The sequence below is a fragment of the Klebsiella sp. R445 genome, assembly GCF_051131755.1.
In the GTDB taxonomy this organism is placed as follows: Bacteria; Pseudomonadota; Gammaproteobacteria; order Enterobacterales; family Enterobacteriaceae; genus Klebsiella; species Klebsiella lignicola.
Map to the genome: position 1 here is coordinate 3535829 of NZ_CP180446.1, position 16135 is coordinate 3551963.

Genomic DNA, 16135 nt, shown 5'->3' on the forward strand with positions numbered 1-16135 from the left:
TATGGAAAAAGTGATGTTATCTTTTGACAACGTGAGCGCCCACTACGGCAAGATTCAGGCGCTGCATAACGTCAGTCTGCACATCAATCAGGGGGAGATCGTCACCCTGATTGGCGCCAACGGCGCGGGTAAAACCACGCTGCTCGGCACGCTGTGCGGCGACCCGCGCGCCTCCAGCGGCAAGGTGGTCTTTGATGGTAAAGATATTACCGACTGGCAGACCGCGAAAATCATGCGTGAAGCAGTGGCGATTGTGCCGGAAGGGCGTCGCGTCTTCTCGCGGATGACGGTAGAAGAGAACCTGGCGATGGGCGGTTTTTTTGCCGACCGCGATCAGTTCCAGAGCCGCATTCAGTGGGTTTACGAGCTGTTCCCGCGCCTGCTTGAGCGTCGTATTCAGCGGGCAGGCACCATGTCCGGCGGCGAGCAGCAGATGCTGGCCATCGGTCGTGCGCTGATGAGCCAGCCGCGTCTGCTGCTGCTTGACGAGCCGTCCCTGGGGCTGGCGCCGATTATCATTCAGCAGATTTTCAACACTATCGAGCAGCTGCGCGAGCAGGGGATGACCATTTTCCTCGTCGAGCAGAACGCCAACCAGGCGCTGAAGCTGGCCGATCGTGGCTACGTGCTGGAAAACGGCCACGTGGTGCTGGAAGATACCGGCGACGCACTGCTGGCCAACGAGGCGGTACGCAGCGCCTATCTGGGCGGTTAATCCTGTGCAATACGCCCGGCGCAGGCCGGGCGTATTGCAGCTCAGATCACAGCTCCAGCGAACGTTTCCACAGCATAAAATCATACTGTTCCAGCGTATCTGCCCTGGTACGCCAGCTGCCGCTGGCGGTGGCGATGATTTTCTCAAACAGCCCATCGGCGATATCTGACAGCGGCGTACCTTCGATAATCGGACCACAGTCATAATCGATAATATCCGGCATTTTGTTGGCTAGCGCGGTATTGGTCGAGACCTTGAGTACCGGCACGATCGGGTTTCCCGTCGGGGTGCCAAGTCCCGTTGAAAAGATCACGATATTGCAGCCTGCGGCGACCAGTCCCGTCACCGCATCGACATCATTACCCGGAGTACAAACCAGCGAAAGCCCGCGTTCGGCCATCGGCTCCGCGTAATCGCAGACCGCGCTCACCGGCGCTCTGCCGCCTTTTTTGGCTGCCCCGGCAGATTTGATGGCGTCGGTAATCAAGCCATCCGCAATATTGCCCGGGCTTGGGTTATCGGCGATGGTGGTGCCAAAAAAGTTAGCGACGTGCTCGTAGTTTTTCATCAGCGCCAGAAACTTCTCTTTGAGCTCGCGATTGAGACAGCGGTGGACGATGTCTCCTTCCGCGCCGCATAGTTCCGGGAACTCCGCCAGCCCGGAAGCACCCCCGAGGGCGATAAGACGATCGGACACTTCACCCATCGCCGGGTTGGCGCTGATCCCCGAAAATCCGTCGGAAGCGCCGCATTTCACGCCCGTTTTTAACCGCGAGAGCGGAACCTCCTGGCGCTCCGCCACCGGAGCTTCGCGAATCGCGTTATAGGTGGCGCTTAACGCGTCCTGCATCATTTTTTCTTCGCTGCTCCAGTCCTGCTGCCGGAAGTAGATAACCGGCTTATTAAACTGCGGATTGCGCGTGGTGAGGGCGGTTTGGAAATCGACAATCCGCGCCTTTTCGCAGCCTAAGGCAAAGACCGTTACCCCGAGCACATTGGGGTGATCGGCGTAGGCCGCGAGGACATCGCACATCGTCATGCTGTCTGAGGCCGCGCCGCCGCAGCCGGAAGTGACGGTAATACAGCGAATGCCGTCAAGATGGGGGAAGGGCAAATGGCGGTTATCATTCAGGGCATCGGTGGATGTGACCTGACGGGCGAAATTTTTCAGACTGTTATTGGCATAGCCGAGCGCATCGTTTAGCGCATCGGTGACGCGCTGCACATTGCGGTTTTCACAGAATACCAGCGGAATCACCAACCAATAGTTCGCGGTGGCAACCCGCCCATCTTCACGGACGATGCCGCGAAATGTGCGCTGCTGCCAGGCAGAGACATCGGGCTGCTGCCAGTGATAAGGCGCTTCGTCATTCAGCGACACCGGGGCCGCATAGTGTTTGATATTGTCGGTGGTGACGGCCTCGCCCCGGGTGATGGGTTGCGTCGCTTTACCAACCGGCACGCCGTACAGGGAGACGATATCGCCGGGATAGATGTCCTGCGTGGCGAACTTATGCTTGGTTTTGACATCGCTACGGAGAACGTACTCTTCATCGTTCCAGTTAACCCGCTGGTCTTTGCGTAAGTCTTGCAGTGCAACGATCAAATTGTCTGTAGGGTCAATTTTTAAGATGGTCTGCATGTTAGGTATCCTTTGTTATCAGTGCCGCAGGATTTTAGTGGTGGGTAAGTGCGACACCAGTGGTCGCTTTTCTGCCGGCGAGTGCAGCAATGAGCAAGGCGCAGCACACGGTGATGAGAGACAGGGCTATCAGTCCAGCCGAATCGTTACCGAAGAAGGCATCAACCTCAACGCGAATCAGCGGAGCCAGGAAACTACAAAAAGCGCCCATGGTGGTACAAAAACCGATACTGGCCGCCAGCGCCGAGCCGGAGACGATCTGCGCAGGGAAAGTCCAGAAAATAGGTTGCACTGAGAGGAAGCCGATAGCTGACAGCGAAAGCGCGGCAATAGCTAGCACCGGGCCTGACCAGGCAGAGACAAACAGCCCCAGCGCCGCCGCCAGCATGCACAGTACTGCAATCAGCACCCGGCGGGTCGGCATTTTGTCCGCCAGTCGCGGAATGTAGTAGACCCCGACCGCGGAGCAGGCCCATGGGATGGCGGCGACGAGGGATTCTTTAAAGCCCAGCGTGGAGCCCATCAGCGAGGCGACCTGAGATGGCAGGAAGAACATCAGTCCGTAAACGCTGATTTGGATGGTGCCGTAGATCAATGCCAGGTGCCAGACTTTAAGGCTTTTTAGCGCGGTACTGACGCTACTGGTTTCCGTCTGGCGCTGCTCCTGGTGCAGCTGGTTGATGAGCGCTTTTTTCTCGGCGTCGGTCAGAAAGCGCGCTTTGGCTGGTGTATCATCCAGCCAGAACCAGGCGAAGATCCCCATAACGACGGCCGGGATCCCTTCGATGAAAAACATCCAGAACCAACCGGGTTTACCCAGAAATCCGTGCATTTCCAGCAGCGCACCTGAGACCGGCGAGCCTAAGGTCAGTGCCAGCGGGACGCCGAGCACGAAAATTCCCACTACGGAGGCCCGAACTTTGTTAGGGAAGTAGATTGAGGCCAGCAGCAGAATACCGGGGTAAAAACCAGCTTCTCCTAAACCCAATAAGAATCGCAGAACAATAAACTGGGCTTCCGTCTGCACCAGGCCGGTGAGGGCGGAGAGTACGCCCCACAACACGGTGGTGATACTTAACCATTTTTGCGCGCCAATCTTATTCAGGATCAGGTTGGCGGGAATACCGAACAGCGCATAGGCGGCGAAAAATATCCCCGCTCCCAGGGCAAAGGCCGAGTTGGAGAGCCCAATATCGACCTGCATCGCCTCTTTGGCGAAGCCTACATTGACCCTGTCAATAAAGGCGATGAAGTAGAGGATAAACATCAGCGGAACCAGACGCTTCCACGATTTAGCGATCGCGGAATTTAATACCGGGTTGTCGTAAGCGGTGATCGTTTTCATCATACCTCCACGGTGGGGTCAGGCATCAATGGCAATACCAGCGCGGGAAAGTATCTGTTGAATACTTTCGCTCTGGCCGATGGTCAGCGAGTTAAAAGGCGCGGTGCAGCGGTCTGACTGAATAATGCCGCGCAGTTGCAATGCTTTTTTAAACGTCGGGATGAAAGGATCGTTAACCGTATAAATATCCATTAAATCATCGACTTTTTGCTGGAGTGACGACACCTTGCTGAGGTCGTTGTCGCTAAACGCCTGCATCCAGTCGCGGAAGATTTCGGGACAAAGATTGGATAAACCGCCGATGCAGCCATTTCCGCCCGATAAAACGTTGTGCGCGAAGTTGTTATCGTAACCGGCGTAGACTTCAAAATCCGGGCGCTCTGATTTGACCTGGCGAATGATCTGCGCCGTATGGCCGGTGTCCGGAATTGTGTCTTTCAGGCCGATAATATTAGGGAATTCGCGGGCGAGTCGCAGGCAGACCTCGGGTGAGACGGAATAGCCGGTACGTTCCGGGAAGTTATAGATAAAGATTTTGGCCGCGGTCCGATGCGCTATCTGGCTGTAAAAGGTATAGATTGCCTCATCGGTCAGGCGGAAGTACCAGGGGCTGATAATCATCACGCCATCCAGCCCGCATTCATCAGCATAGTTTGCCAGCTCAACGCACTCGTCAATATCCATGCGGCTGGTTCCGGCATAGGCCTTTATTCCATGACGTGGGAACTCTGCGGCCATATGAATAATCTGACGGGACGTTTTCATATCCAGAGAGAAAAACTCGCCGGTACTGCCCATGACGACAAATCCGGAGACGCTATTTTTGATGAAATCATACAGTCGGAAATTACCTTCCGGATCCAGTCTACCCTGGCTATCAAATACCGTGACGGCAGGGGTGATGTAACGACTTTGCATGTCATGCTCCTTTTGTTCGCATATGCAAACAGTGTTTGTATTTGCAATCAAACATAAGTAAACATGATGAGAATACGAAGTCAAACCGATGAGAAAGTGGCGAAAAAATGATTAATTCAATGAATTGATGGAGAAATAGACAGCTGAGCCAGGTGCCACAGTAGGTGATTAAATATCGGTAATGTGTGTGTAATCACACTTCCTGTGGCCGGGAGAGGACGGTCAGTAGTTTTTGATTTCGGGCAGCTTGTTCAGCACGCTTTCGATACGCGTTTTCGCGCTTTTTAAGGCGTGGATGACCTGCTGTGTTTTCTCTTCTCCGGCCCGGAACGCCGGTAAAGAGACGCTGATGGCCGCCAGAATGGTCTCTTTTTGCTGCAGGGGAACGGCGAAGCAAATCGTGTCGTCATTCACTTCCCGGTCGTCCATGGCGTAGCCGTTGCTGGCGACCTGGGTTAACTGTTGACGAAGCTCGACCATGCTGGTGATGCTGCGTGGGGTGACGCAAGGCAGACCCTGCGGGTAAAGTTCCAGAATCTCGTCGTCACGGTGTTTGTGCAGCAACGCTTTGCCCAGCGCGGAGCAGATCGCCGGAAGGCGAGTGCCGACCTTAGAGACCAATTGTACGGTCTGGTCGCCCTGCACTTTATCTACATAGAGCACCCAGGCGTCGTCGAGGATACCGAGCTGGCAGACTTCGTTGCATTCGTTGACGACCGCCTGCATCTCGCTATTAATCATTTTTAGCCAGAACTCTTTTTCAACGGTGGCGCTGGCGAGGACTGCGCATGAGATCCCGAGCGTGTAAATGCCGTTACGCTCATCGTGGCTGATATATTTCCGGTATTGCAACGACTTAAGAATCGGGAAAATCGTTCCTTTAGAAATATCCGTTTTGAGCGACAGCTCAGACAGCGTCATCCCATCAACATTGGCTAATGTTTCGAGGATAAGTAAAACGCGCTCGGTGGGTTTGTGAAGCGTCTTCATGTTTGTCCTTGTGACGGTTCGCCGGAGAGTGCTCTTAAACGAACTCTATTTAACTACAGATTGTCACTTATCTGTAGTCCGGCCGGGAATTATCCCCATGACGTGTCAAAGCTCCCACTTTCCTGTCTCCGATCTTTCATCGTCTTGCCATCTCTTTGACGCCTTACTATCTTTTTTTTGTAATAAAAAAGTTATTTTTCTGTAATTCGAGCATGTCATGTTACCCCCGCGAACATAAAACGCGTGAAATCGCGCATCTGGAACAACAAGAGAGATAACCGATGATATCGTTACGACATACAGCTTTAGGACTGGCGCTCAGTCTGGCATGTGCCGGTCAGGCGCTGGCAGTCACCACCATCCCGTTCTGGCACTCAATGGAAGGGGAACTGGGTAAAGAAGTTGATTCTCTGGCGCAACGTTTCAACGCGGCCAATCCGGATTACAAAATTACGCCGGTGTACAAAGGCAACTACGAGCAGAGCCTGAGCGCCGGTATCGCGGCGTTCCGTACCGGTAACGCGCCCGCGCTGCTGCAGGTGTATGAAGTCGGTACCGCGACGATGATGGCCTCGAAAGCCATTAAGCCGGTGTATCAGGTGTTCAGTGATGCGGGCATTAAGTTCGATGAATCGCAGTTCGTGCCGACCGTTTCCGGTTACTACACCGATTCAAAAAGCGGCCATCTCCTCTCCCAGCCGTTTAACAGCTCTACGCCGGTGCTGTACTACAACAAAGACGCCTTCAAAAAAGCCGGTTTAGACCCGGAGCAGCCGCCGAAAACCTGGCAGGAGCTGGCCGCCTATACCGATAAGCTGAAAGCGGCGGGCATGAAGTGCGGTTACGCCAGCGGCTGGCAGGGCTGGATCCAAATTGAAAACTTCAGTGCCTGGCATGGTCTGCCGGTGGCGACCAAAAACAACGGCTTCGATGGTACCGACGCGGTACTGGAGTTCAACAAGCCGGAGCAGGTGAAGCATATCGCCATGCTGGAAGCGATGAACAAGAAGGGCGACTTCAGCTACTTCGGGCGTAAAGACGAATCCACCGAGAAGTTTTATAACGGTGACTGCGCCATTACCACCGCCTCTTCCGGTTCGCTGGCAGATATTCGCCAGTACGCCAAATTCAACTACGGCGTGGGCATGATGCCATACGACGCCGACGTGAAAGGCGCGCCGCAGAACGCCATTATCGGCGGTGCCAGCCTGTGGGTGATGCAAGGTAAAGACAAAGAAACCTACACCGGTGTGGCGAAATTCCTCGAATACCTCGCTAAACCGGAAATCGCCGCGGAATGGCACCAGAAAACCGGCTATCTGCCGATCACCACCGCCGCGTATGACCTGACCCGTCAGCAAGGCTTCTACGAGAAAAACCCGGGCGCGGATATCGCCACTCGTCAGATGCTGAACAAGCCGCCGTTGCCGTTCACCAAAGGCCTGCGTCTGGGCAACATGCCGCAGATCCGCACCATTGTGGATGAGGAACTGGAGAGCGTGTGGACCGGTAAGAAGACGCCACAGCAGGCGCTGGATTCAGCGGTTGAACGTGGTAACCAGCTGCTGCGCCGTTTCGAGCAGTCGACGAAGTCTTAACCCTGTGCCCGGCAGCGTGATGCTGGCCGGGCCTGTCGTTCGAGATTTTGTAGGCCGGGTAAGGCGCATATCGCCTCCCGGCGTTTTCTGAAGAAGAGTTCCCTTATGTCATCATCCCGTCCGGTATTCCGCTCGCGTTGGTTGCCCTATGTGCTGGTCGCGCCGCAGCTGATTATCACCGTTATTTTCTTTATCTGGCCCGCGGGTGAAGCGCTGTGGTATTCGCTACAAAGCGTTGATCCGTTTGGCCTTTCCAGTCAGTTCGTTGGTCTGGACAACTTCATGACTCTGGTCCATGACCCGTACTATCTGGCCTCGTTCTGGACCACCATTAAGTTCAGCACGCTGGTGACCTTCAGCGGCCTGATCATCTCCCTGTTCTTTGCGGCCCTGGTGGACTACGTCGTGCGCGGCAGCCGCTTTTATCAGACCCTGATGCTACTGCCCTATGCGGTGGCGCCGGCGGTGGCGGCGGTGCTGTGGATTTTCCTCTTTAACCCCGGACGCGGGCTGATTACTCACTTCCTCGCTGAGATGGGTTACGACTGGAACCATGCGCAGAACAGCGGTCAGGCGATGTTCCTGGTGGTCTTTGCCTCGGTCTGGAAGCAGATCAGCTACAACTTCCTGTTTTTCTTCGCGGCATTGCAGTCAATTCCGCGATCGCTGGTCGAGGCCGCCGCCATTGATGGCGCCGGGCCGGTGCGGCGTTTCTTTAAGCTGGCGCTGCCGCTGATCGCGCCGGTCAGCTTCTTCCTGCTGGTGGTCAACCTGGTCTACGCCTTCTTCGATACCTTCCCGGTGATCGATGCGGCTACCGCCGGTGGCCCGGTACAGGCGACCACCACGTTGATCTACAAGATCTACCGCGAAGGCTTCGCCGGTCTTGACCTCTCCGCTTCCGCGGCCCAGTCGGTGGTGTTGATGCTGCTGGTGATTGTGCTGACGGTGGTTCAGTTCCGCTATGTTGAAAGTAAGGTGCGCTACCAATGATTGAGAACCGTCGCGGGCTGACGATTTTCAGCCACACCATGCTGATCGTGGGGATCGCGGTGATCCTGTTCCCGCTGTATGTCGCGTTTGTCGCGGCGACGCTGGATAACAAGGCGGTGTTTGAGACACCGATGACGCTAATCCCCGGCGGACACCTGCTGGACAACATGGCCACCATCTGGACCCAGGGCGTCGGGGCGAACAGCGCGCCATTCTGGTTGATGATGCTCAACAGCTTCATCATGGCATTCTGTATCACGGTGGGGAAAATCGTGGTGTCGATGCTCTCGGCATTCGCCATCGTCTGGTTCCGTTTTCCCCTGCGTAACCTGTTCTTCTGGATGATTTTTATCACCCTGATGCTGCCGGTTGAGGTCCGTATTTTTCCGACGGTAGAAGTCATCGCCAACCTGAAAATGCTCGACAGCTACGCCGGGCTAACGCTACCGCTGATGGCCTCGGCGACCGCCACCTTCTTATTCCGTCAGTTCTTTATGACGCTGCCGGATGAGCTGATTGAAGCGGCACGCATCGACGGTGCTTCGCCGATGCGCTTTTTCCGCGACATCGTGTTGCCGCTGTCGAAAACCAATCTCGCGGCGCTGTTTGTGATCACCTTTATCTACGGCTGGAACCAGTATCTGTGGCCGCTGCTGATTATTCAGGACGTCAATCTTGGCACCGCGGTGGCGGGTATCAAAGGCATGATCGCCACCGGCGAGGGCACCACCCAGTGGAACCAGGTGATGGCGGCGATGCTGCTCACGCTTATTCCCCCGGTTGTTATCGTTTTAACCATGCAGCGCGCGTTTGTGCGTGGCCTGGTCGACAGTGAGAAATAAAATGGCTGGTTTAAAACTACAGGCAGTGACTAAAAGTTGGGATGGTAAAACCCAGGTGATCCAACCGCTGACGTTGGACGTCGCGGATGGCGAATTTATCGTGATGGTCGGCCCGTCCGGCTGTGGAAAATCAACTCTGCTGCGCATGGTGGCCGGTCTTGAGCGCGTGAGCAGCGGCGATATCTGGATTGACCGCAAGCGCGTCACCGAAATGGAGCCGAAGGATCGCGGTATCGCGATGGTGTTCCAGAACTATGCCCTCTACCCGCACATGAGCGTCGAAGAGAATATGGCCTGGGGACTGAAGATCCGCGGGATGGGCAAAGGGTTGATCGCTGAGCGGGTGCAGGAAGCGGCGCGTATTCTGGAGCTCGATGGCTTGCTGCAACGCCGTCCCCGTGAACTTTCAGGCGGCCAGCGTCAGCGTGTGGCAATGGGCCGCGCGATTGTGCGCGACCCGGCGGTGTTTCTGTTTGATGAGCCGCTGTCCAACCTCGATGCCAAGCTGCGGGTGCAGATGCGCCTCGAACTGCAGCAGTTGCATCGTCGCCTGAAAACCACCTCGCTGTACGTTACCCACGATCAGGTAGAAGCGATGACCCTTGCCCAACGGGTGATGGTCATGAATAAAGGGATTGCCGAACAGATTGGCACTCCGGTGGAAGTTTACGAAAAACCGGCCAGCCGTTTTGTCGCGAGCTTTATCGGCAGCCCGGCGATGAACCTGCTGGAAGGGCGCGTCAGCGCCGAGGGGAATGACTTTGAGCTGGAGGGCGGCATGCGTTTGCCGCTGAATAACGGGCATCGTCAGTACGCCGGGCGTAAGATGACGCTGGGTATCCGCCCGGAGCATTTTGCATTAAGCTCCCAGGCGGAAGGTGGCGTACCGCTGGTGATGGATACGCTGGAAATTTTAGGTGCCGATAACCTGGCCCACGGTCGCTGGGGCGAACAGAAGCTGGTGGTCAGATTGCCACACCAGCAGCGTCCGCCAGCGGGCTGTACGCTGTGGCTGCAGCTGCCAAGGGAACATCTGCACCTCTTTGATGGTGAAACAGGACAACGCGCATGAGTCACTGGCCTTATCCCCACATCGTCGCCCATCGTGGCGGCGGGAAACTGGCGCCGGAAAACACCCTGGCGGCCATCGACGTTGGCGCGCGATTCGGTCATACGATGATCGAGTTCGATGCCAAACTGTCGAAAGACGGCGAGATCTTTTTGCTACACGATGACAATCTGGAACGCACCAGCAACGGCTGGGGCATTGCCGGAGAGCTGCCGTGGCGCGATCTGCTGAAAGCCGATGCCGGAAGCTGGTACAGCGCTGAATTCAAAGGTGAGCCGCTGCCGCTGCTGGCCGAGGTAGCCGACCGCTGTCGTCAGCACGGCATGATGGCGAATATCGAAATTAAGCCGACCACCGGTACCGGTCCGCTGACCGGCAAAACGGTGGCGCTGGCGGCCCGCGAGCTGTGGCAGGGCATGACCCCGCCGCTGCTCTCGTCATTTGAAATTGATGCGCTGGAAGCCGCCCAGCACGCGGCGCCTGAGCTACCGCGCGGGCTGTTGTTGGATGAGTGGCGAGAAGACTGGCGCGAGCTGACCACCCGGCTGGGCTGCGTGTCGATTCACCTCAACCACAAGCTGCTGGATGAGACGCGCGTCGCCCGCTTGAAAGAGGCTGGCCTGCACATCCTCGTGTATACCGTGAACCAACCCCAGCGGGCGGCAGAGCTGTTACGCTGGGGCGTCGATTGCCTCTGCACCGATGCCATCGACGTTATCGGCCCCGATTTTCAGCCCTGAGCTGACAGCATACGGCGCCTATGGCGTCGTCTGCTGATGCAGCATTCCCCCGTTGCTGTTCGGCAACATCTGCTGTGACGAATTCAAATTCCCGCTCTGGGTTACCCGCTGCTGATTATTGTTGAGCTGGGTCTGAAGATGCTGCTGCTGGGCGCGAGTCTGGTTCTGCATATCCTGCTTCAGCATGCTCTGGTGTTGCTGCTGCTGGACCTGCATTTGGTTCTGCATCCGCTGTTGGCTGGGGACGACATACCCCGGCTGGTTGGGGTTGTTGGTGGTGTTAAGCGGCTGTGCCAGGACGCTGAGCGGCATCAGTGCCGCCAGAAAAAATAGTGCTTTCATCGTTCTCTCCTCCCGTGTGTGGGATCACTTAAGTGTACCGCCTTTCCGGCATAACAATGATTTTTTAAGACTTATCAGCCAGGCTTAAACCCTGAATATTTCGCGTTGCCGCCTACAAGCAACTCGAAATATTCAGGGTGTATATGGGGATAAAAATACATTTCAGGGGTAAGACAATGATAACAAAACGTTTATGGCGTCAGGTGGTCATCGCTGCTTTGCTGGCCGGCGGTAGTTTTACCGTCGCGGCAAATCCCGCCCCGTCGCCGGTTTCCTACGGTGTAGAAGCGGATGTCTTTCATCCGGTTCGTGCGCAGCAGGGAATGGTGGCCTCGGTGGATGCGCTGGCGACCCGGGTTGGGGTCGATATTTTGCGCCAGGGCGGGAATGCCGTTGATGCCGCGGTGGCGGTGGGCTATGCGCTGGCAGTCACGCATCCGCAGGCCGGTAACATTGGCGGCGGCGGGTTTATGATGTTGCGGACCAAAGACGGGCACACCACGGCGATAGATTTTCGCGAAATGGCGCCGGAGCAGGCCACCCGGGACATGTTCCTCGATGACCACGGCAACCCGGACAGTAAAAAATCGCTCACCTCGCATCTTGCCTCCGGTACTCCGGGCACCGTTGCTGGCTTCTCATTAGCGCTGGAAAAGTACGGCACGCTGCCGCTCAACAAGGTGATGCGCCCGGCGATCAAGCTGGCAGAAGAGGGTTTCACGGTTAACGATGCGCTGGCTGATGACCTGAAAACTTACGGGAGCGAAGTGATCCCGCAGCACCCGAACAGCAAGGCCATCTTCTGGAAAAACGGTGAGCCGCTGAAGAAGGGCGACAAGCTGGTACAAAAACAGCTGGGGAAAAGCCTCGAGCTGATTGCCGAGCATGGCCCGGACGCGTTTTATAAAGGGGCGGTTGCCGATCAGATAGCCGAAGAAATGCAGAAAAACGGTGGCCTGATAACCCGGGCGGACCTCGCGGGCTACAAGGCGGTCGAGCGTACGCCGATCGCCGGTGAGTACCGTGGCTATCAGGTATTCTCGATGCCGCCGCCGTCGTCCGGCGGGATCCACATCGTGCAGATCCTTAATATCCTCGAAAACTTCGATATGCAGAAATATGGCTTCGGCAGCGCAGATGCCATGCAGGTAATGGCGGAGGCCGAAAAACATGCCTATGCCGACCGCTCGGAGTATCTCGGTGACCCGGACTTTGTCAACGTGCCGTGGCAGGCCTTAACCAACAAGGCTTACGCTAAATCGATTGCCGATCAGATTGATATCAACAAAGCCAAACCTTCCAGCCAGATCCGTCCCGGCAAGCTGGCACCCTATGAAAGCAACCAGACCACCCATTTCTCGGTGGTGGATAAAGACGGCAATGCGGTGGCGGTTACCTATACGCTGAACACCGTATTTGGCACCGGGATTGTCGCGGGCAGTTCCGGGATCCTGATGAATAACCAGATGGATGATTTCTCGGCAAAACCGGGCGTACCGAACGTCTACGGTCTGGTGGGCGGCGATGCCAATGCCGTTGGGCCGAAAAAACGTCCGCTGTCGTCGATGTCGCCGACCATTGTGGTGAAAGAGGGCAAAACCTGGCTGGTGACCGGCAGCCCGGGCGGCAGTCGCATTATTACCACCGTCCTGCAGATGGTGGTGGATACGATTGATTTCGGCATGAACGTCGCGGAAGCCACCAACGCCCCGCGCTTCCACCATCAATGGCTGCCGGATGAGCTGCGGGTGGAGAAGGGCTTTAGCCCGGATACGCTGAAGTTGCTGGCACAGAAGGGACAAAAAGTGGTGCTGAAGGAGGTAATGGGCAGCACGCAGAGCATTATGGTCGGCCCGGACGGGACGCTGTACGGCGCTTCCGACCCGCGCTCGCCGGGTGATTTAACCGCCGGATACTGAGTCAATGGCCGGGCAGCACGGCGTGTGCCCGGCCTGTAATCCTGTTTTAACCTTTACTTCAGGCGCGCCATAAAGTGCGCATCGACATACTCGCCGTTACGCAACGCGAATTTCCGTCCGGTTCCTTCAACGACAAAACCGTATTTGCGATAGACGGCAACGGCGGCGGCGTTATCGGCAAACACCGTGAGTTCGATCCGCTCAACCCGCAGCCAGTTATCGCACAGGCCGATCATTTCGCGCATCAGGGCGCTGCCAACGCCGCGACCCTGGAACGGTGCCGCCACGCTCATCCCGAAAGTGGCGACATGGCTTCGGCGTGGACGGGGTTCGACGCTGAGCATCAGGTGGCCGACGACCTGCTCGTCGATCGTGGCAACCAGGTGGTGACCGTGCGGCCGGGGTTTTAGCCGTTCCTGCCACATTTCCATTGACGGATGCGGGAGCTGTAGCGTGTCGTGATAGACCTCCGGGTGTGCAGTCAACTGGCGTAAAGGTTCTGCATCGCGCGGTTCAGCGTGGCGTATCACAATCTCACTCATTCCTCTTCTCCCTTGTACCTGAATATCAGGCTTTGTGTGCTCAATGGTTCTTTTAAACATCCCTGACTTTAAAAAAGGCGTCAACGGCTAATTTTTGCAAAAAGGGGTAGACAAGTGCGAATGAGAATGATTATTATTGTCCTGCATTCAGGGAGACCCTTGCGGAAAGCCTGAAAGCACGACATTGCTCACATTGCTTCCAGTATTACTTTAGCCAGCCAGGTGCTGGCTTTTTTTTTGCGTTTTTTCAGGCCCTCACGTGAAAGGGTTGTTCGATAGCGCGCTCTCCGTCCCCGGTTTTTTCTCTCCACGCTTGTCCTTCAACGATGGCGTTTCAGGTGTGTCGCTCAGTGCCGGCAGGATCTCAGTCTGGCCGCAGAATACCGAAAATTTTTTCATTATCATAAATAAATTATGTTATTTATCATGTGTTTATTGTCTATTTTTATGTGTGGTGATTGACGCCTTCTGCAGATAAATTTATGCAATCACGGACAGGGAAAGAGTTAAGTTCCTTGCCGGGGTGCGCTATGGTTAACGGCAGAAACCTCAACACAGGACGTTATTATGACTCTGCATTGTGCATTTATCGGCTTCGGTAAAAGTACCACCCGCTACCATCTGCCCTATGTTCTGCACCGCAAAGACCGCTGGCACGTCGCGCACATCTATCGCCGCAGCGCCAAGCCCGAAGAGCAGGGGTCGCAGTACTCGCATATCCACTTCACCAGCGATCTTGATGACGTGCTCAATGACCCGCAGGTCAAACTGGTGATTGTCTGTACCCATGCGGATAGCCATTTTGACTACGCAAAACGGGCGCTGGAGGCGGGCAAAAACGTGCTGGTGGAAAAACCGTTCACGCCAACGATGGCCGAAGCGAAGGCGCTGTTTGCGCTGGCGAAGAGCAAAGGCCTGACGGTGACGCCGTACCAGAACCGCCGCTTTGACTCCTGCTTCCTGACGATGAAAAAAGTCATAGAGAGCGGCAAACTCGGCGAGATCGTCGAAATTGAGAGCCACTTTGACAACTATCGTCCGGTGGACGGTGGCAAACCGGGACTGCCGCAGGACGGCGCGTTTTACGGTCTTGGCGTGCACACGATGGATCAGATTATCTCGCTGTTTGGTCGCCCGGATCACGTAGCCTATGACATCCGCAGCGTGCGTAATAAAGCTAATCCGGATGATACCTTCGAAGCCCAGCTGTTCTACGGCACGATGAAAGCCATCGTCAAAACCAGCCATCTGGTGAAGCTGCCTTATCCGAAGTTTATCGTCCACGGCCATCGTGGGTCGTTTATTAAGTACGGCATCGATCAGCAGGAGACCAGCCTGAAAGCCAATATCATGCCGGGGGAAGCTGGTTTTGCCGCGGATGACAGCATGGGTGTGCTGGAATACGTTGATGACAACGGCGTCAGCGTGCGTGAAGAGATCGGCGTGGAGCCGGGCGACTATGGCCGGGTCTATGATGCGCTGTACGACACCCTGGTGAATGGTCGCGAAAATTACGTCAATGAATCTGAGGTTCTCACCAATATGGAGATCCTCGAACGCGGCTTTGAACAGCCTTCTCCGTCGGTAGTAACCCTCATGAAATAAGCTTTTTTGGCTCCTCGGTTCTTATTCATATTTTTTGAACAGAGGAGTCAATTTTCACCCTCTATGATCGTCAGTGGAATGAGTCCACACTGACTCCATCGAAAACATACGGGGGTGCAACATGATCTACTTACGCAAAGCTAACGAACGCGGTCACGCTAACCATGGCTGGCTGGATTCCTGGCATACTTTCTCTTTCGCCAACTATTACGACGCGAATTTTATGGGTTTCTCGGCACTGCGCGTAATCAACGATGACGTGATTGACGCCGGCCAGGGCTTCGGTACCCACCCGCACAAAGACATGGAAATCCTGACCTATGTGCTGGAAGGGGCGGTTGAGCACCAGGACAGCATGGGTAACAAAGAGCAGGTTCCTGCCGGTGAGTTCCAGATCATGAGCGCCGGTACCGGTGTTCGCCACTCGGAATACAACCCGAGCAGCACCGAGCGTCTGCACTTGTATCAAATCTGGATTATGCCGCAGGAAAACGGGATTACACCGCGCTACGAACAGCGTCGCTTTGATGCGGCACAGGGCAAACAGCTGGTGCTGTCGCCGGATGCGCGTGAAGGCTCCCTGAAGGTACATCAGGACATGGAGCTGTACCGTTGGGCGCTGCTGAAAGACGAACAGTCGGTGCATCAGATTGCCGCTGAACGCCGCGTCTGGATCCAGGTCGTGAAGGGCGAAGTGACCATCAACGGGACCAAAGCCACCACCAGCGATGGCCTGGCGATTTGGGATGAGCAGGCGATTTCTGTTCACGCCGACAGCGATAGCGAAATCCTGCTGTTCGATCTGCCGCCGGTCTGATGCCGTTCTGAAGATGTCTAAATAAATTGCGCAGCCTTCCCGGATGTTTGGGAAGGTT

15 protein-coding genes are annotated in these 16135 nt (G+C 55.8%); 9 read left to right on the plus strand and 6 right to left on the minus strand.

Annotation, left to right across the window (positions count from 1 at the left end):
- Window position 1: 1 nt before the first annotated feature.
- Window positions 2-715, plus strand: a complete 714-nt coding sequence (livF, locus tag ACMYSN_RS16495) for a high-affinity branched-chain amino acid ABC transporter ATP-binding protein LivF (protein ID WP_123757290.1) — start codon at window positions 2-4, stop codon at window positions 713-715.
- Window positions 716-761: 46 nt separating this feature from the next.
- Here the strand turns inward: livF and ACMYSN_RS16500 are convergent, their stop codons facing one another.
- The 4 genes from ACMYSN_RS16500 to ACMYSN_RS16515 all read right to left on the minus strand — a co-directional run bounded on the left by ACMYSN_RS16500 (window position 762) and on the right by ACMYSN_RS16515 (window position 5610).
- On the minus strand, window positions 762-2357 hold the full coding sequence (locus ACMYSN_RS16500) for a UxaA family hydrolase (protein ID WP_462495524.1): 1596 nt from the start codon (window positions 2355-2357) through the stop codon (window positions 762-764).
- Between the two features lie 34 nt (window positions 2358-2391).
- Window positions 2392-3702 carry an MFS transporter gene (locus ACMYSN_RS16505; protein WP_462498276.1) on the minus strand — a complete coding sequence of 437 codons (1311 nt, stop codon included), beginning with the start codon at window positions 3700-3702 and terminating at the stop codon, window positions 2392-2394.
- A gap of 18 nt (window positions 3703-3720) precedes the next feature.
- Window positions 3721-4620: a dihydrodipicolinate synthase family protein gene (locus ACMYSN_RS16510; RefSeq protein ID WP_462495525.1), complete on the minus strand. Its 900-nt coding sequence runs from the start codon at window positions 4618-4620 to the stop codon at window positions 3721-3723.
- 222 nt (window positions 4621-4842) lie between these two features.
- A complete protein-coding gene (locus tag ACMYSN_RS16515) occupies window positions 4843-5610 on the minus strand; it encodes an IclR family transcriptional regulator (protein WP_159864430.1) in 768 nt (255 codons plus the stop codon).
- 281 nt (window positions 5611-5891) lie between these two features.
- On the opposite strand from ACMYSN_RS16515, the gene ugpB reads away from it, so the two are divergent.
- The 5 genes from ugpB to ugpQ all read left to right on the plus strand — a co-directional run bounded on the left by ugpB (window position 5892) and on the right by ugpQ (window position 10852).
- Window positions 5892-7208: a sn-glycerol-3-phosphate ABC transporter substrate-binding protein UgpB gene (gene ugpB, locus ACMYSN_RS16520; RefSeq protein ID WP_123757291.1), complete on the plus strand. Its 1317-nt coding sequence runs from the start codon at window positions 5892-5894 to the stop codon at window positions 7206-7208.
- A gap of 105 nt (window positions 7209-7313) precedes the next feature.
- Window positions 7314-8201 carry a sn-glycerol-3-phosphate ABC transporter permease UgpA gene (gene ugpA, locus ACMYSN_RS16525; protein ID WP_123757292.1) on the plus strand — a complete coding sequence of 296 codons (888 nt, stop codon included), beginning with the start codon at window positions 7314-7316 and terminating at the stop codon, window positions 8199-8201.
- Window positions 8198-9043 carry a sn-glycerol-3-phosphate ABC transporter permease UgpE gene (ugpE, locus tag ACMYSN_RS16530; RefSeq protein WP_462495526.1) on the plus strand — a complete coding sequence of 282 codons (846 nt, stop codon included), beginning with the start codon at window positions 8198-8200 and terminating at the stop codon, window positions 9041-9043. The genes ugpA and ugpE overlap by 4 nt, the downstream gene beginning before the upstream one ends.
- A 1-nt stretch (window position 9044) precedes the next feature.
- Window positions 9045-10115 carry a sn-glycerol-3-phosphate import ATP-binding protein UgpC gene (locus tag ACMYSN_RS16535; RefSeq protein ID WP_123757294.1) on the plus strand — a complete coding sequence of 357 codons (1071 nt, stop codon included), beginning with the start codon at window positions 9045-9047 and terminating at the stop codon, window positions 10113-10115.
- The gene (ugpQ, locus tag ACMYSN_RS16540; RefSeq protein WP_462495527.1) at window positions 10112-10852 is read left to right on the plus strand and encodes a glycerophosphoryl diester phosphodiesterase; all 741 of its coding nucleotides are present in this window, start codon (window positions 10112-10114) and stop codon (window positions 10850-10852) included. Before ACMYSN_RS16535 ends, ugpQ begins: the two co-directional genes overlap by 4 nt.
- A gap of 18 nt (window positions 10853-10870) precedes the next feature.
- Here ugpQ and ACMYSN_RS16545 read toward each other — a convergent pair whose 3' ends face one another.
- Window positions 10871-11194 carry a DUF2756 family protein gene (locus tag ACMYSN_RS16545; protein WP_123757296.1) on the minus strand — a complete coding sequence of 108 codons (324 nt, stop codon included), beginning with the start codon at window positions 11192-11194 and terminating at the stop codon, window positions 10871-10873.
- Window positions 11195-11370: 176 nt separating this feature from the next.
- On the opposite strand from ACMYSN_RS16545, the gene ggt reads away from it, so the two are divergent.
- Complete coding sequence (ggt, locus tag ACMYSN_RS16550; protein ID WP_462495528.1) at window positions 11371-13113, plus strand: gamma-glutamyltranspeptidase; 1743 nt, start codon at window positions 11371-11373, stop codon at window positions 13111-13113.
- A 53-nt stretch (window positions 13114-13166) separates the two neighbouring features.
- On the opposite strand, the gene yhhY is transcribed toward ggt, so the two are convergent.
- Window positions 13167-13643: an N-acetyltransferase gene (yhhY, locus tag ACMYSN_RS16555; protein ID WP_174510151.1), complete on the minus strand. Its 477-nt coding sequence runs from the start codon at window positions 13641-13643 to the stop codon at window positions 13167-13169.
- A gap of 579 nt (window positions 13644-14222) precedes the next feature.
- On the opposite strand from yhhY, the gene ACMYSN_RS16560 reads away from it, so the two are divergent.
- Both ACMYSN_RS16560 and yhhW read left to right on the plus strand, forming a co-directional pair.
- Window positions 14223-15260 (plus strand): oxidoreductase, encoded by a 1038-nt coding sequence (locus ACMYSN_RS16560; RefSeq protein ID WP_462495529.1) that lies wholly within the window; start codon window positions 14223-14225, stop codon window positions 15258-15260.
- Window positions 15261-15381: 121 nt separating this feature from the next.
- Window positions 15382-16077, plus strand: coding sequence for a pirin family protein (yhhW, locus tag ACMYSN_RS16565; RefSeq protein WP_462495530.1), 696 nt, complete (start codon window positions 15382-15384; stop codon window positions 16075-16077).
- Window positions 16078-16135 lie beyond the last annotated feature (58 nt).

Excerpts from the sequence above, each read along its gene's own strand:
- livF (WP_123757290.1), top strand. The coding sequence starts at position 2 with ATGGAAAAAGTGATGTTATCTTTTGACAACGTGAGCGCCCACTACGGC.
- ACMYSN_RS16500 (WP_462495524.1), bottom strand. The coding sequence starts at position 2,357 with ATGCAGACCATCTTAAAAATTGACCCTACAGACAATTTGATCGTTGCA.
- ACMYSN_RS16505 (WP_462498276.1), bottom strand. The coding sequence starts at position 3,702 with ATGAAAACGATCACCGCTTACGACAACCCGGTATTAAATTCCGCGATC.
- ACMYSN_RS16510 (WP_462495525.1), bottom strand. The coding sequence starts at position 4,620 with ATGCAAAGTCGTTACATCACCCCTGCCGTCACGGTATTTGATAGCCAG.
- ACMYSN_RS16515 (WP_159864430.1), bottom strand. The coding sequence starts at position 5,610 with ATGAAGACGCTTCACAAACCCACCGAGCGCGTTTTACTTATCCTCGAA.
- ugpB (WP_123757291.1), top strand. The coding sequence starts at position 5,892 with ATGATATCGTTACGACATACAGCTTTAGGACTGGCGCTCAGTCTGGCA.
- ugpA (WP_123757292.1), top strand. The coding sequence starts at position 7,314 with ATGTCATCATCCCGTCCGGTATTCCGCTCGCGTTGGTTGCCCTATGTG.
- ugpE (WP_462495526.1), top strand. The coding sequence starts at position 8,198 with ATGATTGAGAACCGTCGCGGGCTGACGATTTTCAGCCACACCATGCTG.
- ACMYSN_RS16535 (WP_123757294.1), top strand. The coding sequence starts at position 9,045 with ATGGCTGGTTTAAAACTACAGGCAGTGACTAAAAGTTGGGATGGTAAA.
- ugpQ (WP_462495527.1), top strand. The coding sequence starts at position 10,112 with ATGAGTCACTGGCCTTATCCCCACATCGTCGCCCATCGTGGCGGCGGG.
- ACMYSN_RS16545 (WP_123757296.1), bottom strand. The coding sequence starts at position 11,194 with ATGAAAGCACTATTTTTTCTGGCGGCACTGATGCCGCTCAGCGTCCTG.
- ggt (WP_462495528.1), top strand. The coding sequence starts at position 11,371 with ATGATAACAAAACGTTTATGGCGTCAGGTGGTCATCGCTGCTTTGCTG.
- ACMYSN_RS16560 (WP_462495529.1), top strand. The coding sequence starts at position 14,223 with ATGACTCTGCATTGTGCATTTATCGGCTTCGGTAAAAGTACCACCCGC.
- yhhW (WP_462495530.1), top strand. The coding sequence starts at position 15,382 with ATGATCTACTTACGCAAAGCTAACGAACGCGGTCACGCTAACCATGGC.